Genomic DNA, 21,741 nt, shown 5'->3' with positions numbered 1-21,741 from the left:
TTGAATACGCTCACTCACCCTGCTTCTCCACTGCACTGTATAGATTATGTGAAGACAATAAAGAGCGCATTTTTGATAAATCGGTTAATCGTATTTCACTTTCCGACTTATTTGCAGCTGTTTCCTGGCGCACAGCCGTGCTGGCGCTTGGGAAAATGCGTTCATCATCTTTATTTTTATTCCACCAAATAGCTACGGCAGTAACAACCCCTATTGCGAACAAGGCGGTCAACCAACGCACCACGCGTTCTGCCCGGTTGGTTTCGCGTTTGCTTTGCCAAAGCGCACGCTCTGGTTTACGTTCAGGAGAATATAAACTCTTGAACGTTTCCAATAAAGGTTCTCCCGGGATTTCCAGCAGTTTAGCATAAGCACGCAAATATCCTTTAATGAACACAGGTTCGGGCATATTTTGATACTCATCGGCTTCTAATAATTCGATAATTTGTACCCGCAAATGCAGCTTTCCAGCCACATATTCAATGCTGTAGCCTTTTTGCTGGCGTACGGAAGCTAATCGTGCACCGGGTTTCTCCTGGGTGCGTTCTTCGATTTCATCCATTGTCGCTGTCATTGTCATGTTTTACTCCGGTATTGTCCGAAAAATTATTTAATTGATGCAAACGCGCTCTGTAGCTTGCTTCAAGTTCAATCTTTCCAGTTTTGTGAGCGACATCAGCCGCCAATGTTAGTAGGACTCGATCACGCAAAGAAAGCATAGGATACTTTTCCAGATAAGCCAGCGCCTGGTCATTATGGTTTTGCTGGGATTCAAGTCTTACCAATTCGTATAATGATTGTTTCCGCGAGGGATCTTGTTCGAGAGCCTTACCGAAATATTCGATGGCTTTTGCATGTGCAGGGATGACCATGGCGCATAAACCTGCATTTTCATAGGCTCCGGCTGTATTTTCATACTTAACATCTTTTACCGCTTGCAAAAAGTACTTTTCAGCCTGCTGATACTGCCCTTGTCGGCAAAGAAAAGTCCCATAATTATTCAATTGTGCGCCACTGCCAGGCGCTAATGCCATTGCTTTGTGGTAGTACGATTGTGCCTCCTCCAGTTCGCCAGTTTTTTCCATAAAATAAGCCATGGCCGCATTTACGCTGGGGGAGTCAGGTGCCTGCTCAATGGCAAGCAATAACTTACGCTTTGCTCTTGGTCTGTCTCCTTGCTTTAAATAAGCCAACCCTAATTGCACATTGTAGGAAGCAGCGTCGCTGCGATTGTATTCTTTGCCTGACCCTGCTGCTTGTGTTTCGCTCTCAGGCTTTTGCTGACAAGCCTGAATTAATAATAAACCGACAAGTAATAACAGGTAATGAAGTTTCAACATCGACTCACTTGTTATTGGAAATTCAAGGCATTATAACCGTGAATAGGAAGCTCTCAAAATTAATTTATATTTTAATGAATATAAATTATGCAAATAAATCTCCACCTTACATAACAATTATTTAACAATACCCTGAGTTTCTTCCTTTTCATTAAAAAATTTGACAAAAAAAGTTTTGCTTAACTTTGGATTTTTTTTATTTATTCTGGTGAATTCCGCTTGGAAACCGCATTTTTTATAAAATTCAGGGGCCTGAAAAGCACTGGTAACCAAATTAATATTATTAAACCCTTGGCCTTTAAAATGATTCTCAAGAGCCACTAATAACTGCCTGCCATATCCTTGATGACGATAAGCACTGTCTATCCATATATCATCCACGTAAATTTCCGCAAAGGCAGTATACGCGTGCAAAACACCAAAAATGATGTCATCCTCATTAGAAATGGTGATGGCAAAACGTTGGTAATTAACATCGATGCCATGGCTTGTTTCATAGGCAACCAAATCTTTCATCATTCTTTTTTCAGTTGCTGCAGCAATTTTATCAATTAATTGAATCTTGCAGTCATTTAATTTACATAAAACATTTTGCTCTTGATGCGCATTGGTATTAAAGCAAAAAATAATCCGTTTAGGTTGAGATGGATCGTAATCAACGTGTTTAAGTTCTTCATAATAAGAACCACCAGTGAAGTTGGAAATCGTTTTACGCCAAAAAGATAAAGCGCGCTGATTCTCAGGAAGAACAGAAATTTCCCATGCCCCCTGGTGCATTTGCCAAATTTGCGCTGCGGCCAAGCTGCCAATTCCTTTGCCTTGAAATTTTGCAAGGATAAAGAACTCACCCATATTCCATGTGGTTTCCGGGTAAAATCCCTGTTGATTTAATAAGATAAAGCCTGCCAATTCATCAGCCGCTCTCACAAGGAAAGCCTTCCTGGTCGGCTCTGTCAAATATGCTTTAAAGTCGAAACTTTCATAAAGGCCATCATCAGAGCATGCCCATCCGCATTCACGGGAAAGGTCATAGATATAAAATCCAGCCATATTTTGTATGGTTAAATAATCTTTTATTTCTGCTGGCTGAATCTGCAACCTGTTTTGTATTTTTTTTATACTCATATTGCGCTATTCGCAAGAGCTTAGCCCTTAACAGGCTAAATGGACTATTCTTCTTTTTTTTCCTGAGGGGTAAAATGCAATTTTTGCCAACGTTGAGACCGGCTGGTTCGGTCTTTTACTGAACCGGCTAGTTGTCCGCAAGCTGCATCAATATCATCTCCCCTAGTTTTGCGAGTGGTGGTATTAATCCCTCTGGCGAGCAGTTGGTCTCTAAATGCATTGATGGTTGTTTGCGACGAGCGTTCGTACTGGGTCATCGGAAAGGGATTGAATGGGATAAGATTGACTTTAGCCGGCACATTATGCAAAAGCTTAATCAATTGAGCAGCATGTTCAGGCTGATCATTCACCCCTTTTAGCATCACATATTCAAAAGTAATCTTACGCTTGGATTCGTTTTTGAAATAACGTTTGCAAAGATCCATTAGCTGCGCTAAGGGATATTTTTTATTAATAGGTACCAGCTCATTGCGCAATGCATCGTTTGGAGCATGCAAAGAAACGGCTAAAGCTACGGGGCTTTGTTCCCGTAAGCGTTCCATTTCTGGCAACACGCCCGAGGTGCTTAGGGTGACCCGACGTTTCGACAAGCCGTAGGCAAAATCATCCATCATGATATCCATTGCCGCCACCACATTATCAAAATTAAGCAGCGGTTCTCCCATCCCCATCATGACCACATTCGTAACACGCTTGTCATGAGCACCATGTTGCCTGGATAATTCCCGCACGGCGAGCCACACTTGGCCAATGATTTCAGCCACCGATAAATTGCGGTTAAAACCTTGTTTGGCTGTTGAGCAAAAGCTGCAATTCAATGCGCAACCAACCTGGGATGACACGCAGAGTGTTCCGCGTTTGGTTTCCGGAATAAATACTGTTTCAATGCAATTGCCGCAATCCAGTTTTAATAACCATTTATGCGTACCATCGCTGGATTGCTGGCAACTTGTAATTTCAGGTAAACGAATTTCAGCCACATCGTTAAGCTTCTGCCGCAATGCCTTACTGATGTTGCTCATTTGCGAAAAATCATGACAACCTACCTGATGAATCCATTGCAACAATTGCTGGGCGCGATAAGGCTTCTCGCCGATGTCGGTTAAGAATTGACGCATCATTGGATAGTTAAAATTGAGGAGGTTTATTTTCCCGCTCATCGTTACCTCTGAAATCAACGGATTAAGCTCTTCTATTTATTTCGCCAGGTGCAAAGAAAAATGCGATTTCTTGAGCAGCAGTTTCCGAACTGTCGGAACCGTGTACTGCATTTGCATCAATACTATCGGCAAAATCAGCACGGATGGTACCAGGAGCCGCTTCTTTAGGATTGGTTGCTCCCATAATTTCCCGATTTTTAGCAATGGCGTTTTCGCCTTCCAATACTTGAATCATGACTGGGCCAGAAATCATAAAAGAAACCAGATCATTAAAAAAAGGTCGGTCTTTATGGACTGCATAGAATCCTTCGGCTTGTTCGCGGGATAAATGCGTCATTTTAGCAGCAACAATATTCAAGCCAGCTTGCTCAAAACGGCTATATATTTGGCCAATTACAGATTTTGCAACTGCATCTGGTTTAATAATAGACAAAGTTAATTCAGTTGTCATGGCGAACTCCAGTCATAATTTTAAAAAGCCGGCATTATACACGAATTTCAACCAGAAGGGACGAAAATTAAGGGATATATTAAGCTTGGGCATCAGTTGTAATTAAACATACTTCATTTTAATTACAAAATTGCAAATTCCAACCCTTAAGGCTGAAGTCATGGGTTGCCGGCAAGCCTGTCACTAAATCACTTATACATTGAGTGGCTCAATTTTAAAGGCAGGCGTTACAGCATGTTAAAACGAGTTATTCTGCTCGCCGATGCTGCCATCAAAATCCAGCGCAGCTAAATTTTCAGCCTGCTTCGCCGTATCCTGATAATAGTCCGGTAATAATTTTATGAGTTCAGTGGCACGCAAAATGAGTTCATAAAATTGCTTGCGGTAATTACGCAACGACAAAGTCATTTCTTGTGTTTGCTCGAGATAAGTAGCCAAAATATTGTCAATCTCAAGTCGGTGTGCGGCAAATTCTTTCAACAATTCGCCAGATTCATGACGCAACTCTTTATGCAGAGAAACCTGCAGAACTTCTTCCATCTTAGTCCAAAAAAAAGATTTTTCAGAAAAGAGATCGGTTTCATCGCCATGGATAATGCCCAAGCGGATAGCTCGCTGCACAGTCTGTTCGGCCTTAATAATGTCATGCTTTTTTAAAACTTCATTTATTTTTGCAGTTACTGTCTGCAAAGATTTTTTCAACTGCCGCGATAAATGAATTAATTTTGCCTGGCTCTCGGCTATGAGTTTTTGCTGTGCTAACTCCTGCTCATTAAATTCATCGTTTAACTTGGCCAAGGTGGTGCGCTCGTTTTCTATATCTTCCCGGATGGTGGCGCCCGGTGCCTCGGGTGCCTTATCATTTTGACCAGATAATAAATAATCAATAAATAATTTTTGTGCATAAACCTGATAGTCATGGCCCTGCTGCAAAATGATTCCGTTAAAAACATTTTTCAATGGCACACGCAAAAGCTGATAGTAAATACTGCGGGGGTTCTTAATCGTGGTGATCAGTTCCTCTTGTTGCAAATGAATTTGGAAGCGCTCAAGGATGCGTTCTGCTGTTAAAATTCCGTAGGTGGACAACCACTGCGATAAATCAAGTTCTTTTGTTTCTTCATTCATAATTCGTGCATAACAGGTATAATGCGTCTCTCTGAAGTATATACCTACCGCTTGCTAAAATGCGAGCCTGGGTAAAGATAGTTCAACAAAGAGTAGTGCAATGATGATTGAAACCAACATGAATGATTTGACCGCCCTTTCCCGGTTTTTACGAGTAGAAACTCCTGGTGAATGGCTTGAACATGCGCAAACTAATCTTCCTTTGCTGCTGATTGATCATGCGCATTGTGAAAGGAAAGCAGCCGCCACTGCAATAAATTTTATCAGCAAGTATCCGGAAAAACAGGAGTTGGTCAATGTAATGTCTCCCCTTGCCCGCGAAGAATTACTGCATTTTGAAAAAGTACTCTTGTTACTGCACGAGCGAAATCTTGGATTTGGACCTTTGCATCCGTCTTCTTATGCACAATGCTTGCACAAAGAAGTCACCACGCGCTGCAACCAAGAACGCTTGAGCGAGCAACTTATCATCGGTGCAATTATTGAAGCACGCTCTTGCGAACGTTTTAAGGCGTTGCTTTCAGTCTTAAATGATCCGGTTTTAGTTAAGTTTTACAGTACCTTAGTAAAATCCGAAGCGCGGCACTTCCGGGACTATCTAAATCTTGCCTACCTTTATGGAAGTGATGTTGACGAAAAAATAAACCGGTTTTTGGATATTGAAAATGAATTGATTTGCGGCAACGATTCAGTATTCCGCTTCCATAGCGGAATACCGAGATAAAGGAAGCGATGTACTTAAGGCCTTAATGAAGGATTGGTGACGAATTCTAAACCAAACTGTTCTTCGGCTCGCTGATTTAACCCGGCATGCAAGTCATCGCGTAAAGCTTCAAACGTATCACGGTCTAATTGTCTATGTGGCGGGTCTTGATGCACAAAAGTACCAGTATTGATGCGCGTGTAGCCATGAGTCTGTAACCAGGCCACTACGAGGGCTGCATATTGTCTTTCCGCATATTGCTGAAGTTGGGGATTTTCGAAAATCGGCTTGCCATTTTCGCCAACGATACTGCCAAGCTCTAACTCATCATTATCATTCATGGTTACGCAATGCTGGATTCTGGGAAGAGTGATGTTTAATTCCTTCATAATCTGGGCGCGTTTTTCCGGATCTTCTTCCGCAAAACTATTGGCATTTTTCATGTCTTTGGAATAACGGAATTGTCCAATTAAACCTTGTATTTGATCAAGCCCTTGGTTTAGCAAGCTATTTACAGGGTTTGATTTCCTTGCTGCCTCGGCAAGTTTCATACATAAAAATAGAATATCCAACCATTGGGAGAGTGGATTATCAAAACCACGCTGGCTGGAACGAATAAATTCTTCGGCTATTTTATCCACTTCCGCCCATTTTTCATCCGCTGCAGCATTGGCTTCTTCACGATCCCCTGCTTTGGTAGCGATTTCTTCCTGGCGCTCCTTATTTCTAAGCTCTGCAAGTTCTGCTTTCGCTTTTCTAATAAGTTCATTCTCCAATTCTTTCTTTAAGATATCATTGGCTGGCATGCTGCGTCTCCGGAAATCGTTTAAAAAATAGGCCATTTGCGTTATCATAGCACATGAGCATGGGATTGTCATCCCAGTCGCTTAATACATACTGCTTGTAGTATGCTCCTTGGTGTTTATGAATGGTCAAACCAGAGTTATGGATGTGTCCATGAATTAGCGTTTGTACATTGAAAACCTGCATTTCATTCAGCATAGCTGCCGACACAATAGCCAGTTTTTCCGGCAATTTGTTGCGATTGTATTCACTGCGATGGCGAATGCTGTGAACCAGTTTTTTGCGTAAACCTAAAGGGATTTTCAAAAATAAAACCGGGAAAAAACGGTTACGCGTTAACCAGCGCAACCATTGATGGCCGCGATCCTTCGTACAATATCGATCGCCGTGCACTAATAAAATCCGCATACCCCCCAAGGTTATTACCGTAGGCTCTGTAAGCATTTTCACATTGGCTGCCTTGGCGAAACGTGGGCCAAGCAAAAAATCGCGGTTACCGTGCATAAAATACACCGCAACCCCTTGCGAAGTTAAATATTTTAGCTGGTTAATGATGGAAGAACTCCAGGCGTCGATTGCATCATCCCCAGCCCACACGTGAAAAAAATCGCCAAGAATATAAACTGCACGAGTATTATGCGTAGCCCAGGCAATAAAGCACGCAAAGCGGTTTGAGATGTTTTTATCCGCCGGATGAAGATGCAAATCAGATATAAACACGGCTTCCATTGGCTTTTTAGGAACTTTATCTGCGGAAGAAAGCCATACAGCTACCGTATCCGACCCTTGATGTGCTGAAGTCATAACGGCTCTATTTGTATATGATCATCCTGAAGAAAAATTTGACAAGGACCTGAGAGGTTTCCAATTGCATCGCTTAATCGATAAAATCCGGCAATGGATACCAGCTCGGCTTCCAGTGTTTGACAAAAGATACGGGCTTGTTTATTCCCATCAATCCCGGCCAGAGCACGCCCGCGCAAGGGCCCGTAAACATGAATGTTCCCATCAGCCAGCAATTCTGCCCCATGACTCACCGCAGCCGTAACAATCAGGTCACCTTTACTAACTATCTGCTGCCCTGAGCGTACGGGAGACGTCAATAACCTGGTTTTAGGCGCCTCAATCGGGATGGCGGGAGCACCCATTACTTTTTCCAGTACAGGTTTATCATAATCAGAGGAAGCCTTTAACACCGCCATATTTTGGCATTGCGCCAGCATTTCCAAGCGTGGATTTCCCCCCTGGATTGCCACAGGGATTAGCCCCAGGTCGCGCACGCACTGGTATAATGCTTGAAAATCAAGCTGGTCTGCGTGAATTGCTGAGCAATCTAATACTACAGGACTTTGGTGAAACAAACGTGGTGCTTTATGAATCGTTTCTATCAATTGTTTTGCAAACAGTTCAATATTTGTATCAAGAACTGATAAAACAGTCAATGTATAAAGCCTGCCTTTCAGTTTAAATGCTTGTGATTTCAACACATTATCGGTCATACCGTAATATCCATCCCTCTCATTTTTGTTTATACTAGCACGCAGGAGTCAATAACAGAAGGTTAGTAACGTGGAGAAGTTGTGGCTGCAGCATTATCAGCAAGGCGTACCTCATGAAATTAATATGAATCAATATTCTTCGATTGTGGAATTATTTGAAGAGTCTTGCAGCAAATACAAAGAACAAATCTCTTATACTAACATGGGATCTGGAATTAGTTATGAGGAGCTGGATAGATTAAGCTTGCAGTTTGCAACTTATCTGCAGCAATTGCGTTTAAAAAGGGGCACGCGTATTGCTTTGATGATGCCCAACTTACTGCAATATCCTATTGCATTGTTTGGCGCGCTGCGCGCTGGGATGGTTGTTGTGAATACCAACCCATTATACACGAGCGACGAAGTCATCCACCAAATGAATGACGCCGGTGTGGAACTCATTGTTGTCCTAGCCAATTTTGCTCACACCGTTGAAAAGGCTCTACCTCATATTCCCACCTTAAAATACGTAATGATCACGCAAATCGGGGATATTTTCCCTTTTCTTAAACGCATTCTTGTGAATAACGTCGTAAGACACGTTAAAAAAATGGTTCCGGCTTACCGGATCCCCAATTCTGTAGAATTCAGAACAGCACTGCGTCAAGGCGCTCAAAGCCAGTTTAAGCCTGTAAGCATTACCTTGGATGATATCGCTTTTTTACAATACACTGGCGGCACTACCGGTATAGCCAAAGGAGCCATGTTAAGTCATGGCAATATGATTGCAAATGTTTTGCAAGCTTCCGCCTGGATTTCCGCATCAGCCATTGGCAAAAACGAAATCATCGTCACCGCCCTGCCGCTGTATCATATTTTTTCATTAACTGCTAATTGCCTTACATTTTTGAGACTGGGGGCAAAAAATATTTTGATTACTAATCCCCGCGATTTGTCGCGGTTTATTGATGAAATCAAGCATACAGGATTCACTGCGATTACCGGGGTGAACACTTTATTCAATGGACTGCTAAACCATCCAAAATCCGATGAAATTGATTTTTCACACCTTAAACTTGCACTGGCTGGCGGCATGGCTCTACAAAAAAGTGTTTCTCTAAAATGGCGGGAAAAAACCAAATCACGTATTTTAGAAGCTTATGGTCTTACCGAAACCAGTCCTGCTGTCACCATTAATCCCATGTATTTGGATGAATATAATGGCAGCATTGGTTTGCCGCTTCCCTCAACATCCATTTCCATCCGCAATGATGAAGGAAATGAACTACCATTAGGTGAAAAAGGAGAGTTATGCGTCAAAGGCCCACAAGTCATGTCCGGTTATTGGCAACGTCCCGATGAAACTTCTTTGGTTTTCTGGCCAGATGGCTATTTACGCACTGGAGACATTGCAACAGTTGATGAAAAGGGATTTGTTTATCTTGTGGATCGCAAAAAAGATATGATTCTTGTGTCTGGCTTCAACGTTTATCCTAATGAAGTAGAGCAAGTTATTAGCATGCAGCCAGGCGTACTCGAGGTCGGCGTTATCGGGGTCCAGGAGGAAGATGCAAGCGAAAAAGTTAAAGCATGCATTGTCAAGCGCGATCCCAATTTAACCGCGGATGAAGTCATTTCTCATTGCCGGCAGCATTTGACAGCGTATAAAATTCCAAAAGTCGTTGAATTTTATAATGAATTACCAAAATCAAATGTAGGAAAAATTTTAAGACGTGCCTTGAGGTGACGCTACTATTTTATCTCTTTTCCATACGAGCCGGAAAGAAGCTAAAAGTTTCCTTTTCCGGCCAAACATAACTGTTTCATAATACGTGCAGTAGCCCCCCAGATAAAATGCTCACTGCTTGCAGTATATTGGCAACAAGTAAGGCGCTGCCCAAATCGCGCAATTTCAATCTCCTGATAATTTTTAGGATTCAAAACATCTTGTATGGGTAGGAAAATCACTTCGGAAACCTCATTTTCGTTGATGAGGTAGGGCTCCAAAGCGGAAATTGAGCCTAGCCAAGGATGTATGGCCGTTCCCGAGAGTGTTCGCTCTAAAGGTAACTCCTTGAGCAATCGGACTCGAGAAGCAGCTATCCCTAACTCTTCTTGCAATTCCCGCAAAGCAGTAATCCAAAGATTTTGATCCTGAGGTTCCCAAAGGCCGCCTGGAAAACAAATTTCTCCAGGATGCATGCGTAAATTGGCACTGCGTTTCGTTAAAACAAGCGAAGCGGCTGCTTCATCCTGCAATACAATCACTGATGCGATTCTTAACATGTTCAATTGTAAATAGTTTAGGCAATACATAGGTAGATTAGCTTATTTTGCTTTAAAGCGGGTAACTCGGTTAGGTTGCTCAAAATTGATGTGTGGTATTAAATACATCTTGAGAGATCAAAGAGGAGTGTGCAACCATTGCTATATTGATCATAGATTTCTGATTCAATATCGTCGCCAGAAGCTCTATCAATACTTGGCAGCCATATTATCCCCAAAATTGCATGCTCTTGATTACACAATGTATCTTAATGCTTATTAAATAGTTGCCTCAAAATTATCCAGAGCATGATCGCGCTGGACCTGCCAATGACAATCGTGAAGGAATTGCTAGCAATAAGTTTTTATGCGTCATCTGCATAAAAGACCTTCAATGTCATTATTTGCAAGAGCTTTCCCAAGCATCATAAATATTTTCTGCCTGTTCTTTTAACTCATCTTGATTAATATTACGTTTCATACACCTTCTTTGCTTCAGTTACTTATTCTAGGGTAATATCAATAAAAACTGGTACGTAAAATTAAGCGTTTACAAATATCATGATTACTCTCCCTATACATTCAGCAGTAAGCAACTTAAGATTATTTGTATTCAGAACAAACCCTAAAGAATATTCAAAAAAGCTTAGGGGCATTGCCCAGTTAAATACCGGATACTATCGCTTTAATTTTTGTGTAGCATTCTTCATATTCATCCTCCCAGGTTGAATCCATTACAATACCACCGCCCGCTACAAGATAAAGTTGTTCTTCTTTAGCAGTAACGGTACGAATTGCTATATTGCTATCAAAGCGGCCGTGGGCGGAAAAATAACCGATGCTGCCACAATATATTCCGCGCGCAAAGGGTTCATGCTCATGGATAATGCGCATCGCTTCTTTTTTGGGCGCACCGGTAATGGAACCGCCGGGAAAACAAGACATGAATGCTTCTATTGTGCTTACATCCTGGCGGCACTGTGCTTCGATATGGCTGACCAAGTGATGGACGGAATTATAACTCTGTAATTCGCATAATGCATTTACGTTCACAGTACCCGGTACTGAAATCTTACCCAAATCATTGCGCATCAAATCAACAATCATCACATTTTCAGCTTTATTTTTTTCGCAAACAGCCAGAGCTTTTTTTAAACGGGTATCTTCGCTGGCATCGGGAGAGCGCCTTGCTGAACCTTTGATGGGCGAAGTTAATAAGCTTTCTTTGTCCATTAAAAGAAAACGTTCAGGCGAAAAACTTAAAACATCCATCTGATGTAAACGTAAAAAAGCAGAAAAAGGGACAGGATTGCATCGGCTGATGCGTTTATACATCTCCCAGGGATCGCCGTTAAAATGCGCTATAAAAGGCTGAGTATAATTAACCTGGTAAGCTCTTCCCTTCTGCAAATCTTCATGAATCGCACAAAATGCTTTTTGATATGCGTCTCGGCTAATTAAAGGCTTGAATTCCTTAACCAGGGTAAATGAATTTACAAGGATTTGCTGACCATACCAGCAGTGCTCTATTTCTTTGATTAATGAGGCTGTTTCAGCACGTTGATTTGCCGCTACCAAGTAAGTTTTTTGTTGATGATGGTCAGTAATAATTGCCCAATCATATAAACCAAATTCCATCAATGGAGTATTTATCAGCAATGCATGGGGCGACGCATTTATTCCATATAATTCTGCACCAAAATCATATGAAACATACCCAATAGCCCCTCCCTGAAAAGGCAAATCGCTATTAGATTCAACTACAGGCAATAAAGATTGAAGGCAGGAAAAAGTTTCTTTGCTATCCCGTCCATGGCGCGGCATCGAAAATATCTCATAAGGATATGCTGCTAAAATATCATAACGCCCTGATTTCCTATCGCTGCTTTCCAGCAAAACGAAACCAGGCAGATGCGCCAGGGACTGATAATGCTCAATTAAAGTTTTTGTGCATTTTAAGGAAGAGACGCTAAGATAACCCAAATTTTATCCTTCAATCCATGTCAGGCTTAACAAGAAAAATTAACTACTCAACTCACACCAGCCTGAAGAATAAATTTATTTAAAAAAGGAAGGCTTACTGCAATTCTTCTTCCTTATTGGCCAGCTTCAAATTTTTGCAATGCTTCATTAATGTCAGCTTCCAAGGCGCCTTCGTCTCCATTTACAAGATAAAAGGGCGTGCTATTAGTTACTCCAATCGTGTTCTTAACGTCTTTAGAATTAGGAGCAAAAAATTTAACCTGAAGCTTTGCTAAATGAGCTTCCAACTTGCTGAAATTTTCAAAAGTCGCATCCTTTGGATCAACCATTGCAATAATTGCGGTTTTAGGATTTATCTTTTTCCAAAAAATTGGAACATACCTTCCTGTTTTAAGCATATTTTTCCCTTAGTAAAGCAAACAAAAATTGGTTTATTTTAAAACAATCGGCACCATCAGTCAACAGCAGCATCAGAAGGCTCTTAATATATTCCACTAAAATTTTAAAAAAATACATATTTTTTAAAATTAAAAAATAGAATTTATGCCTTATTATGCCCTGTAAAATAAATAATTTTTCTATTTCACATTAAATACTCTTCTATAAATAATAATTCTTAATTTTTTCTTAATAATTAGTCAGTAAAATCATTCTATTTCCTGTGCAGGAAAATTAGTTGTTAGCAGTGGAGATAGACATGCGCTTTAAAGTAACTCAGACAACAAAAACCTTATATAAACATGGCCAAGAAAAATTTTTTTCCGAGAGTAAAAAAGCACTGGATTCTAAAAAACATCACAAAAAAATAAGCGCTACTCAGGCTAACATAGAACACTTTACAAATTTAGTAGGGAATACCAATATTGAATATTGCCATGGAGCTGTTGCATATCGTGGCGTGCGTGTTAAAAAAGATTTGGATGTCTTGGATTATTTCACCCCGCAAGGTAAAAATAAAAGCATAGAAGAATTTGCCACCGTTTTTAGCGGCGATTACAGTTATGTTTCCACAAGCAAACACTCCATACAAGCCGAGAAATTTTCCGGTCTTCTTTCCGGGCAAGTATTCGTAACTAATCAACCTAGAATCCATGTCAATGTAGCAGAATCGGTAATCTCTTTACAAAGCGGGAAAATGCCTGCAGCTGCTGCCAGCGACCGTGATTGGGATATTACTGAAGAAAGCGGCGAAAGCGAGTTGAGCGGTGTAACATCCAATATGGATGATAAAAGTGTGATTCATCATAATGATGTATTTATGGTAAGAAAAACATATGGCAAATTTTTTTACGGGCCTGTCTATATTAACCCTGATTTTCAGAGCCATCGTTTCACCATACAAATTCCATCTATGGATGCAGAAGAATTTAAAAGAATACAAAAGAAGTCTAACGTTGAGTTAATCAGTTATGAATCTGCCTTGGAAATATCAGCAGAATTAGAGAAACTGGAGAAACAATATGCAGGATTGCGCATCGGTTTCCCAGCAGCTCCGCCGCAAAAAATTAAGACCATGGAAGAAGCTATGTTTTATCTAAATAACTTCGAGCTTTCATATATTGGCGGCGAACAAGCAGAGATATTATTAGAAACGCAAATTAAAACTCCGCTTTACAGCCGCCACGGAGTTTTTTCAAAGAATGAGAAAAAATATACGATGCTAACTGCTGTCGAACCTATCAGCAAGCTTTATCCTGAGTTCAATAAATAATTCTATTTTATCCTAAAATAAAGCCGGAACCTTACGGCTTTATTTTACATTAAAATCATTTTCCATCTTAAAAAAAATAATTTTAATTTTCAAAAAAACCGCAAAATTTTTTAATTTTGTATATACTTTTTGTATGAATCTTAATGCATCCGCTCATTTGGCGTGGGCACATCCGCTTGTCCATGATTGGTTTATAAATAAATTCACTTCACCCTCAGCCCCGCAAGAGCAAGGGTGGCCTTCTATTTTAGCCAATCAGACAACATTAATTTCAGCTCCTACCGGTTCCGGAAAAACATTGGCTGCATTTTTGGTATGTATCGATCAGTTAGTGCGGCAATCCATTACCGGAGAATTACTGGATGAAACCAGTGTACTTTACGTCTCACCGCTAAAAGCTTTAACCAATGATGTGCAAAAAAACCTACTGCAACCCTTGCAGGAAATTCACTCACTGGGTGAGGAATGGGGCTTTTTCATGAAGGATATTCGTGTCGCGGTACGTACAGGCGATACATTGGCAGGCGAAAGGCAAACGATGCTAAAAAAACCGCCACACATCCTGGTGACAACTCCTGAATCGTTATACCTGTTACTGACTGCGGAAAAAAGCCGACGCATTTTGCAAAGTGTCCGCACGGTTATCGTGGATGAAATCCATGCCTTAGCGAATAATAAACGAGGAACTCATTTAGCTTTATCACTGGAACGACTACAAGCACTTGTGCATAAACCTATTACTCGTATTGGCTTGTCCGCCACACAAAAACCAATTGAGCTGGTGGCACAATTTCTTGCAGGCAGTCAACGGCCTTTACCGAACATCATCAATATCGGACATACCAGGCCTTTACATATAAACATTGAACTTACTGGCCGAATGCTAACGTCGATTGCCTCCAACGAATTATGGGATGAAATCTATGATCGTCTTGCAGAGCTGGCACGTGAAAACCGCTCCACACTCATTTTTGTAAATACCCGCAAACTGGCTGAGCGTGTCGCTTATCATCTCGGTGAACGGCTAGGCAAAGAGCAAGCTGCCGCCCACCATGGCAGCTTATCCCGCAAGTTACGTCTACAAGTAGAAACAAAACTGAAACAGGGCGAATTAAAAGCTCTGGTGGCTACAGCTTCCTTGGAGTTGGGAATTGATATTGGCTCTATTGACTTAGTTTGCCTGCTTGGCTCCACGCGTGCAATTTCCATCGCTTTGCAGCGCATAGGCCGAGCCGGGCATTGGCATGGTGGAATTTCCGAGGGGAAAATTTTTCCTACCACTTGCAATGAGCTCCTGGAGTGCGCCTCTTTAGTTCATGCTATTCAAGAAGGAGACCTGGATAAATTAATTATTCCTGAAGAACCTTTGGATATTTTGGCACAACAAATCGTTGCTGCCTGTGCTGCCGAAGATTTTAAAGAAGAAGACTTATTCCATCTGGTACAAGGGGCATTTCCTTATCGGCATTTATCACGTAAAACTTTTGCTGCCCTGGTGGAAATGTTGGCTGAAGGGATAGCCGGTTCGAGAGGACGCTATGGCTCTTATTTGTTCCGTGATCAAGTCAATGGCCTGGTTAAAGGCAGGCGCGGCAGCCGTTTTACTGCAATTACCAGTGGCGGCGCCATCCCCGAAAATGGCTTATTTAATGTCATTGTTGAGCCTAATGAAGTGATGATTGGTACGCTGGATGAAGATTTTGCGGTGGAAAGTAACCGCGGTGACATTTTTCTTCTTGGCAATACATCCTGGCAAATTAAACGTGTAGAGAGTGCGAAAGGAAGAATTTTAGTGGAAGATGCTCATGGAGCACCGCCTACGGTACCTTTTTGGCGCGGTGAAGCCCCTGCCCGTACGGATGAATTATCCTTGCAAGTCGCCAGGCTGCGTAAAACCATTTATGATTTATTGCCTAACCATTTAACGTGTGAACACCTTAATCATCCAGATGCCCAACCAGCTTTAAGTTGGTTAACCAAGCAATGTGGGGTTAATTCCTTTGGAGCAGAGCAAATTGTGCAATACATTTTGCAAGGGCGTGCCGTATTGGGGGCGGTTCCCACGCAGGAAACCATAATTGCAGAGCGTTTTTTCGACGAAGCAGGCGGCATGCAACTCATCATACATGCTCCATTTGGTGCGAGAATTAATAAAGCTTGGGGATTTGCCCTACGCAAACGGTTCTGCCGTTCGTTTAATTTTGAATTGCAAGCTGCGGCAACGGACGATGGCATCAATATTTCATTGGCCGAACAACACAGTTTTCCTCTTGCTGATGTATTTCATTTTCTGCATTCTAACTCAGTTGCCGATGTCCTAACGCAAGCAGTTTTACAATCCCCTCTTTTTACAACCCGCTGGCGTTGGGATGCCACCCGCGCGTTAGCGTTGGTCCGATTTCGCGGCGGCAAAAAAGTGCCGCCAAATATACAAAGGATGCAAGCAGATGATCTTTTAGCGGCGGTTTTCCCTGATGCGGCGGCATGTCAGGATAATCTGGGAGGGAGGGATGTTGAGCTGCCTTCGCATCCCTTAATTGAAGAAACTATGAAAGATGCCCTTACCGAAGCACTAGACTTGCAGGGATTAATCCAAGTACTTAAAAATATAGAAAATGGAAGCATCCAATGCATCGCAGTCGATACACCTGTGCCCTCCGTTTTTTCGCATGAAATTTTAAATGCAAACCCTTATGCATTTTTGGATGATGCCCCTCTTGAAGAAAGAAGAGCACGCGCAGTCGAATTACGCCGTGTATTACCAGAATCTATTCTCCAGGAAGCTGGAAAACTGGATGCCGACGTTATTTCAGAAGTGCAAAAGCAAACCTGGCCTGATATTCGTAATGCAGATGAATTGCACGATGTCTTGCAAACTGTGATCGCCCTGCCGGTTCATACTGCTTTCTCTGCACAACAAAAAGTCATGCAGGAATGGTTTACTTTTTTTGATGAATTAAAAACTGCTCATCGCGTTGTAGAAGCGACCTGTCATGATAAAACCTTTTGGGTAGCTGCAGAGAAAACCAAAATCTTTCAAGTTATTTATCCGGAAACTGTATTCATTTTGCCTCCAATCAAAATTCAACAAAAGGAATTGGAACGCGAGGAAGCATTAATTTGCATGCTTAAAAATTGGATGCATTACCTTGGGCCTGTGCGTGCCGAGCATTTGGCCGCCACACTTGATTTACCGCCTAAAGAAGTGCAGCAAATTTTAATTCAATTAGAAGCAACCGGTTTGATCTTGCGCGGGCATTTTTCCACTTCACCAAGAGAAGCAATTGAATGGTGCGAACGCCGGTTGCTCGCTCGAATACATCAATTGACCTTGCATAAATTGCGAAAAGAAATTGAGCCGGTTACATCACAACAATTTTTTCAGTGGCTGCTAACTTGGCAGCACATTGCACCCGGCACCCAATTGAAAGGAGAACAAGGGCTGTTGGAAGTCATCAAACAATTGCAAGGTTTTGAAATTCCCGCCAATGCCTGGGAAAAGCAAATATTTGCCTCACGAATCCATGGCTATCAGAAAGAATATTTAGACCGTCTGTGCTTTACCGGGGTAATTGGCTGGGGACGCTTGTCGATGCATCCAGCCATGACTGCTTTAGAAGAAGATACTTTAAAAAAACGCATCCAGCCTACCAGCGTGGTACCTATTACTTTTTTCATACGACAAGAATCAGACTGGATGCAAGGGATATCTGCTCTCGATAAAAGAAACATGCATGTTTTAAGCCATGTTGCCCAACAAATTTATGCCTACTTACAGGAAAGCGGGGCTTCTTTTTTTATCGATATAGTACAAGATTTGGGCCATTTACGTGCTGAAATTGAAACAGGTCTTTGGCAACTAGTCGCTGCTGGCATGATCACCGCTGATGGCTTTGACAATTTACGTTCTTTAATTGATCCACACAAACGCTTAGGGAAACGACGACGTGCTCCGGAAACAATGGGACGTTGGTCCTTATTGAATATTAAGAAATCAGCAGATCATGAACGGCGTTTGGAAGCTACCTGCTGGGTGTTGCTGAAACGTTATGGCATTGTTTTCCGCGAACTGTTAACACGGGAAAAAATTATCCCAAGCTGGCGAGAATTGCTAACAGCTTTTAGAAAGCTTGAAGATCGCGGGGAGATCCGCGGTGGCCGCTTTGTAAATGGGTTTGTGGGCGAACAATTCGCCCTGCCCTATGCAGTAGAATCCATAAGAACCATGAGCAAATCGGGTAAACGTCAGAATCAAGCCACTGGCAACTTGATTCTTTCGGCATCTGATCCTTTAAATCTGGCTGGCATTATTTTGCCAGGGGAGCGCATTACGGCGATATCCAGCAAAAAAATGATATTCCAGGATGGCAACTTGTTAATAAAATAAATCATATTTTTAATATCTTAAGCTCTGTTGCACTTAAATTATTTTGATAATTTTCCTCGAAACCGGGTTGATGGACGTGAATGATCACATCATCCGTTGGTGATTCAATACGCTTAAATGCCACTGCAGTTCTAGGGCCGTTGTCATTCTGCGACAAGATTTGCATCATACGGGCATTGTTGGTTTGTTCCAACATGGCCTCGTCATGCAAGATTTCTTCATTAACCCCTGCACTCGCAGCAGTACCAAAAGCATACTGCCATATCTGTGGCAGAAGCAGTAAAAAAGTTGTCCATACCCACCAGTTTTCAATGTACTCAGTGCAGGCAATATCGTGGATATCTTTCCTGCGCAGCAATTTACCGCTTTGCATTTTAAATAAGGCATTATTCCCTACATTATTTTCTTCTTTTGCTACTGGAAATAAATCATACACGCCACCCCAGGTGGGCGAGCTCCTGTCTGCAATAACTGATGCTTTTTCTTCGTTTCGATTTTCATGGAAAATTTTTTTCAATTCCGAAAAAATTTCTTGCATCCCTGCCCTGGCGGCAGTCGTTACTTTTTTAAAGGTAACCGCGCCTTTTCCCGTTAACAATGCATCGTCGCCATATGCTTTAAAAGTTTCTCCTCTCCCATTCGTCAACATAAGCCCGTTTTTGCCATCTTCATTGTGCATTACTAATGTGAAAAGGCCGGTAATTACTGCAGGTACTGGTATGCCAAAAATGGTTTTGAGTTCATATAATTCCTGACGTGGTACGCGCACGTGCCCTGTAGAAAAAGCATCCGTCAAGAAATGACCTGCAGAGCCTTCCAAGGCAAATACATGATGCATCCATGCTTGTATTAGCTTAAAATCGGGGGCTTCTTTCTTCTTTTCTTCCGCAATTTTTTTAATATACTCCAGCGCTAATTCGTGCCCTGCCTGATAAGTTTCTTTTGCATTCACACCAAAATGATCCACATTGCTTTGTGATAATTTCAGATAATCCCCATGCTCAAACAGATAAAAAGAATAAGAACCACCCGTGGCTTCATTCCAAAGTTTGTTGGTAAGGGAAGATACTTCCTCCAGAGCTTGCTCAGGACATTGACAAATTTCCCTGGATTGGCAAGAGCAATTTTGCATGGCAATGTGGACTGCATATTTTTGAATCGCACCAATGGTGAGAATTTTCTTCAAGATTTCAGGTGAGCATTGCGAGAACGTTTTAAACGAAGCAGCAAAAAAATCCTTTTGCTCACTTGGATCTTTACCGAAAGAAATTGGTTTGCCAGGTATTCCAAAAAAATCCCCCATAAGTCCATAGAATTCACTTACTTCAAGCAACATGCCATTTTCCAATTTTATCAACCCTTTATCAAAAAACTCTTCGGGGAAAAATTCTCTAAAAAAAGTTTGATTGCGTTGAAACAATTCTTTTACTGCTTCGCCTATGAATACGTGCTCGGCATAATCAAACTGAATTGAAACAGGTTGCTCATCGGCGCGCTTTATTTGCAACAGCAAATAAACTGCTTCCAACTCGGTTGCCTTGGGAAGCTCCTCTTTGTTTTGCAGCAAACTTATAAGCTGCTGACCAAGATTATCTAATTCAATGATCCGCTGCAAAAACATTGTTTCGGTTTTAAACATGTAATGCCAATTTTGGCTCTCATCCTGATAAACATAAAATGTATCCAATTGCGGATCAGCTGGAGCTTTTTCAGCAAGTACCAATGGATTTATAAGATATTTTTTGCCCATGACTGAACATCCTTTATCTGTTTTAATGGAATAAACAGCTACTCGAAATTGCAATAAAACATCTACTAAAATTAGCTCAATTATAATTTTTTGCACTTTAACCGGGAAATAAATGACGATTATAAAATGGGAGCACTTTTCTCACGGCGCTGATGTGGGAATAAGAGGTATGGGTTCTACCCTGGCAGAGGCATTCGCCATGGCAGCAAAAGCACTTACCTGTGTAGTTACTGAGCCTGATAAAATACAGCCAGCTATTCACCATCAATTGTAAAGCGCCTGACGCTGAAATTTTATTCATTGATTGGCTAAACGCCATTATTTTTCAAATGGATGCTAGACAGATGTTATTTTCAGAATTTCAAGTACATATAACACCTGCCATGCACTTAACCGCAGTGATTAAAGGTGAGAAAATCAATCGCTTAAAACACCAACCTGCAGTTGACGTGAAAGGCGCAACCTATAATGAATTGCATGTAGTTAAAAAAAAGAAGCAATGGATTGCGCAATGTGTGGTTGATGTTTGATAAATGAATTCAGGAGCAGACATGCAATTATCTTCTTTAGAAAAAATAAATGATTTTGAATGGCTTATTCCAACCCATGGAAAAATGAGAGTTCCTGGAATAATTTATGCCTCAGCTGAACTCATTCAAGAGATGGATGAAAAAGTTTATGAACAAATTTGTAATGTAGCCGCCCTTCCGGGAATCGTCAGTGCATCTTATGCCATGCCCGATGCGCATTGGGGTTATGGTTTTCCAATTGGCGGAGTAGCAGCTTTTGATCCTGAACAAGGAGGCGTGGTATCGGCAGGCGGCGTTGGCTTTGACATTTCATGTGGTGTAAGGCTTTTGTCTACCGGGATTACCACGACCGAACTCGCCCCTTTAAAAGAAAACCTTGCAAATGCTTTATTTAAGCGTATCCCAGCTGGGGTAGGCAGCCAAAGCCATATTCACTTAAATAAAAAAAGCATGGAATGCATGCTTCAAGGTGGAGCCCAATGGGCTGTGCGTGAGGGTTTTGGTGAAGAAAATGACTTGGAGCGCATCGAAGAAAACGGCTGCATGCCGGGGGCCTTGCCTGATAAAGTTTCAGAGCATGCCAAGGAGCGGCAGAAAAAAGAAATGGGCACCTTAGGTTCAGGAAACCATTATCTCGAAGTCCAGGAAGTCAACGAGATTTATGATGAGCACATTGCTTCTCATTTAAATTTAAAAAAACACGATGTGGTCATAAGCATTCATTGTGGGTCACGCGGCCTGGGCCACCAAATTGGTACAGATTACATGCGTTCGATGATCCTTGAGGCTGAAAAGCATCACATTAAACTAGGCAACGTCCCTAAAGTTTTTTAGACAAGATTTCATCTTAAATTGAGCACAAATTTTTCTATTTCACTTCGATCTACCCCCTCTCCCGCGATAGGAGCTTTGATAGTATGATGATG

The 21,741-nt window shown here is 41.6% G+C and carries 18 protein-coding genes and 1 pseudogene; 6 read left to right on the top strand and 13 right to left on the bottom strand.

Annotation, left to right across the window (positions count from 1 at the left end; genetic code table 11):
- Positions 1–10: 10 nt before the first annotated feature.
- From ELY11_RS10085 to ELY11_RS10060, 6 genes are all read right to left on the bottom strand, one after another.
- On the bottom strand, positions 11–580 hold the full coding sequence (locus ELY11_RS10085) for a helix-turn-helix domain-containing protein (protein WP_126954543.1): 570 nt from the start codon (positions 578–580) through the stop codon (positions 11–13).
- The gene (gene pilW / locus ELY11_RS10080; protein ID WP_127033358.1) at positions 555–1,340 is read right to left on the bottom strand and encodes a type IV pilus biogenesis/stability protein PilW; all 786 of its coding nucleotides are present in this window, start codon (positions 1,338–1,340) and stop codon (positions 555–557) included. Before pilW ends, ELY11_RS10085 begins: the two co-directional genes overlap by 26 nt.
- Before the next feature lie 117 nt (positions 1,341–1,457).
- Positions 1,458–2,465 carry a GNAT family N-acetyltransferase gene (locus ELY11_RS10075; protein ID WP_127033356.1) on the bottom strand — a complete coding sequence of 336 codons (1,008 nt, stop codon included), beginning with the start codon at positions 2,463–2,465 and terminating at the stop codon, positions 1,458–1,460.
- 44 nt (positions 2,466–2,509) lie between these two features.
- Positions 2,510–3,625 carry a 23S rRNA (adenine(2503)-C(2))-methyltransferase RlmN gene (gene rlmN, locus ELY11_RS10070; protein ID WP_127033354.1) on the bottom strand — a complete coding sequence of 372 codons (1,116 nt, stop codon included), beginning with the start codon at positions 3,623–3,625 and terminating at the stop codon, positions 2,510–2,512.
- 22 nt (positions 3,626–3,647) lie between these two features.
- Positions 3,648–4,076 (bottom strand): nucleoside-diphosphate kinase, encoded by a 429-nt coding sequence (gene ndk, locus ELY11_RS10065; protein ID WP_126954547.1) that lies wholly within the window; start codon positions 4,074–4,076, stop codon positions 3,648–3,650.
- A 237-nt stretch (positions 4,077–4,313) separates the two neighbouring features.
- Positions 4,314–5,204, bottom strand: a complete 891-nt coding sequence (locus ELY11_RS10060) for a hypothetical protein (protein WP_126954548.1) — start codon at positions 5,202–5,204, stop codon at positions 4,314–4,316.
- Between the two features lie 103 nt (positions 5,205–5,307).
- On the opposite strand from ELY11_RS10060, the gene miaE reads away from it, so the two are divergent.
- On the top strand, positions 5,308–5,928 hold the full coding sequence (miaE, locus tag ELY11_RS10055; RefSeq protein ID WP_127033366.1) for a tRNA-(ms[2]io[6]A)-hydroxylase: 621 nt from the start codon (positions 5,308–5,310) through the stop codon (positions 5,926–5,928).
- Positions 5,929–5,942: 14 nt separating this feature from the next.
- On the opposite strand, the gene ELY11_RS10050 is transcribed toward miaE, so the two are convergent.
- From ELY11_RS10050 to minC, 3 genes are read right to left on the bottom strand one after another with little or no spacing between them, the layout of a single operon-like run.
- Positions 5,943–6,713, bottom strand: a complete 771-nt coding sequence (locus ELY11_RS10050) for a hypothetical protein (RefSeq protein WP_127033352.1) — start codon at positions 6,711–6,713, stop codon at positions 5,943–5,945.
- Positions 6,700–7,515, bottom strand: coding sequence for a UDP-2,3-diacylglucosamine diphosphatase (locus ELY11_RS10045; RefSeq protein ID WP_233579809.1), 816 nt, complete (start codon positions 7,513–7,515; stop codon positions 6,700–6,702). The genes ELY11_RS10050 and ELY11_RS10045 overlap by 14 nt, the downstream gene beginning before the upstream one ends.
- The gene (minC, locus tag ELY11_RS10040; protein ID WP_127033350.1) at positions 7,512–8,210 is read right to left on the bottom strand and encodes a septum site-determining protein MinC; all 699 of its coding nucleotides are present in this window, start codon (positions 8,208–8,210) and stop codon (positions 7,512–7,514) included. Before minC ends, ELY11_RS10045 begins: the two co-directional genes overlap by 4 nt.
- Before the next feature lie 124 nt (positions 8,211–8,334).
- On the opposite strand from minC, the gene ELY11_RS10035 reads away from it, so the two are divergent.
- Complete coding sequence (locus tag ELY11_RS10035) at positions 8,335–9,936, top strand: AMP-binding protein (RefSeq protein ID WP_233579812.1); 1,602 nt, start codon at positions 8,335–8,337, stop codon at positions 9,934–9,936.
- 41 nt (positions 9,937–9,977) lie between these two features.
- Here ELY11_RS10035 and ELY11_RS10030 read toward each other — a convergent pair whose 3' ends face one another.
- The 3 genes from ELY11_RS10030 to ELY11_RS10020 all read right to left on the bottom strand — a co-directional run bounded on the left by ELY11_RS10030 (position 9,978) and on the right by ELY11_RS10020 (position 12,835).
- Positions 9,978–10,475, bottom strand: a complete 498-nt coding sequence (locus ELY11_RS10030) for an NUDIX hydrolase (RefSeq protein ID WP_127033348.1) — start codon at positions 10,473–10,475, stop codon at positions 9,978–9,980.
- A gap of 642 nt (positions 10,476–11,117) precedes the next feature.
- Positions 11,118–12,437, bottom strand: coding sequence for an aminodeoxychorismate synthase component I (gene pabB, locus ELY11_RS10025; RefSeq protein ID WP_127033346.1), 1,320 nt, complete (start codon positions 12,435–12,437; stop codon positions 11,118–11,120).
- Positions 12,438–12,550: 113 nt separating this feature from the next.
- Positions 12,551–12,835: a hypothetical protein gene (locus tag ELY11_RS10020; protein ID WP_126954554.1), complete on the bottom strand. Its 285-nt coding sequence runs from the start codon at positions 12,833–12,835 to the stop codon at positions 12,551–12,553.
- 299 nt (positions 12,836–13,134) lie between these two features.
- On the opposite strand from ELY11_RS10020, the gene ELY11_RS10015 reads away from it, so the two are divergent.
- Together ELY11_RS10015 and ELY11_RS10010 are read left to right on the top strand one after the other, a co-directional pair.
- Entirely contained in the window at positions 13,135–14,148 is a 1,014-nt protein-coding gene (locus tag ELY11_RS10015) for a hypothetical protein (protein WP_127033344.1), read from the top strand.
- 133 nt (positions 14,149–14,281) lie between these two features.
- Entirely contained in the window at positions 14,282–18,535 is a 4,254-nt protein-coding gene (locus tag ELY11_RS10010) for a DEAD/DEAH box helicase (protein WP_127033342.1), read from the top strand.
- Position 18,536: 1 nt separating this feature from the next.
- Here ELY11_RS10010 and ELY11_RS10005 read toward each other — a convergent pair whose 3' ends face one another.
- A complete protein-coding gene (locus ELY11_RS10005) occupies positions 18,537–20,285 on the bottom strand; it encodes a hypothetical protein (protein WP_126954557.1) in 1,749 nt (582 codons plus the stop codon).
- A 112-nt stretch (positions 20,286–20,397) separates the two neighbouring features.
- Between ELY11_RS10005 and ELY11_RS10000 the strand changes: the two are divergent.
- Positions 20,398–20,815, top strand: a pseudogene (locus ELY11_RS10000) (archease).
- Positions 20,816–20,836: 21 nt separating this feature from the next.
- Positions 20,837–21,649 carry an RtcB family protein gene (locus ELY11_RS09995; RefSeq protein WP_127033340.1) on the top strand — a complete coding sequence of 271 codons (813 nt, stop codon included), beginning with the start codon at positions 20,837–20,839 and terminating at the stop codon, positions 21,647–21,649.
- Positions 21,650–21,741 lie beyond the last annotated feature (92 nt).

The organism is Legionella septentrionalis (genome assembly GCF_003989745.1).
In the GTDB taxonomy this organism is placed as follows: Bacteria; Pseudomonadota; Gammaproteobacteria; order Legionellales; family Legionellaceae; genus Legionella_A; species Legionella_A septentrionalis.
Note: the sequence above shows the minus strand (reverse complement) of the source record. Positions and strands in the feature narration are given on the sequence as shown.

Excerpts from the sequence above, each read along its gene's own strand:
- ELY11_RS10085 (WP_126954543.1), bottom strand. The coding sequence starts at position 580 with ATGACAATGACAGCGACAATGGATGAAATCGAAGAACGCACCCAGGAG.
- pilW (WP_127033358.1), bottom strand. The coding sequence starts at position 1,340 with ATGTTGAAACTTCATTACCTGTTATTACTTGTCGGTTTATTATTAATT.
- ELY11_RS10075 (WP_127033356.1), bottom strand. The coding sequence starts at position 2,465 with ATGAGTATAAAAAAAATACAAAACAGGTTGCAGATTCAGCCAGCAGAA.
- rlmN (WP_127033354.1), bottom strand. The coding sequence starts at position 3,625 with ATGAGCGGGAAAATAAACCTCCTCAATTTTAACTATCCAATGATGCGT.
- ndk (WP_126954547.1), bottom strand. The coding sequence starts at position 4,076 with ATGACAACTGAATTAACTTTGTCTATTATTAAACCAGATGCAGTTGCA.
- ELY11_RS10060 (WP_126954548.1), bottom strand. The coding sequence starts at position 5,204 with ATGAATGAAGAAACAAAAGAACTTGATTTATCGCAGTGGTTGTCCACC.
- miaE (WP_127033366.1), top strand. The coding sequence starts at position 5,308 with ATGATTGAAACCAACATGAATGATTTGACCGCCCTTTCCCGGTTTTTA.
- ELY11_RS10050 (WP_127033352.1), bottom strand. The coding sequence starts at position 6,713 with ATGCCAGCCAATGATATCTTAAAGAAAGAATTGGAGAATGAACTTATT.
- ELY11_RS10045 (WP_233579809.1), bottom strand. The coding sequence starts at position 7,515 with ATGACTTCAGCACATCAAGGGTCGGATACGGTAGCTGTATGGCTTTCT.
- minC (WP_127033350.1), bottom strand. The coding sequence starts at position 8,210 with ATGACCGATAATGTGTTGAAATCACAAGCATTTAAACTGAAAGGCAGG.
- ELY11_RS10035 (WP_233579812.1), top strand. The coding sequence starts at position 8,335 with ATGAATCAATATTCTTCGATTGTGGAATTATTTGAAGAGTCTTGCAGC.
- ELY11_RS10030 (WP_127033348.1), bottom strand. The coding sequence starts at position 10,475 with ATGTTAAGAATCGCATCAGTGATTGTATTGCAGGATGAAGCAGCCGCT.
- ELY11_RS10020 (WP_126954554.1), bottom strand. The coding sequence starts at position 12,835 with ATGCTTAAAACAGGAAGGTATGTTCCAATTTTTTGGAAAAAGATAAAT.
- ELY11_RS10015 (WP_127033344.1), top strand. The coding sequence starts at position 13,135 with ATGCGCTTTAAAGTAACTCAGACAACAAAAACCTTATATAAACATGGC.
- ELY11_RS10010 (WP_127033342.1), top strand. The coding sequence starts at position 14,282 with ATGAATCTTAATGCATCCGCTCATTTGGCGTGGGCACATCCGCTTGTC.
- ELY11_RS10005 (WP_126954557.1), bottom strand. The coding sequence starts at position 20,285 with ATGGGCAAAAAATATCTTATAAATCCATTGGTACTTGCTGAAAAAGCT.
- ELY11_RS09995 (WP_127033340.1), top strand. The coding sequence starts at position 20,837 with ATGCAATTATCTTCTTTAGAAAAAATAAATGATTTTGAATGGCTTATT.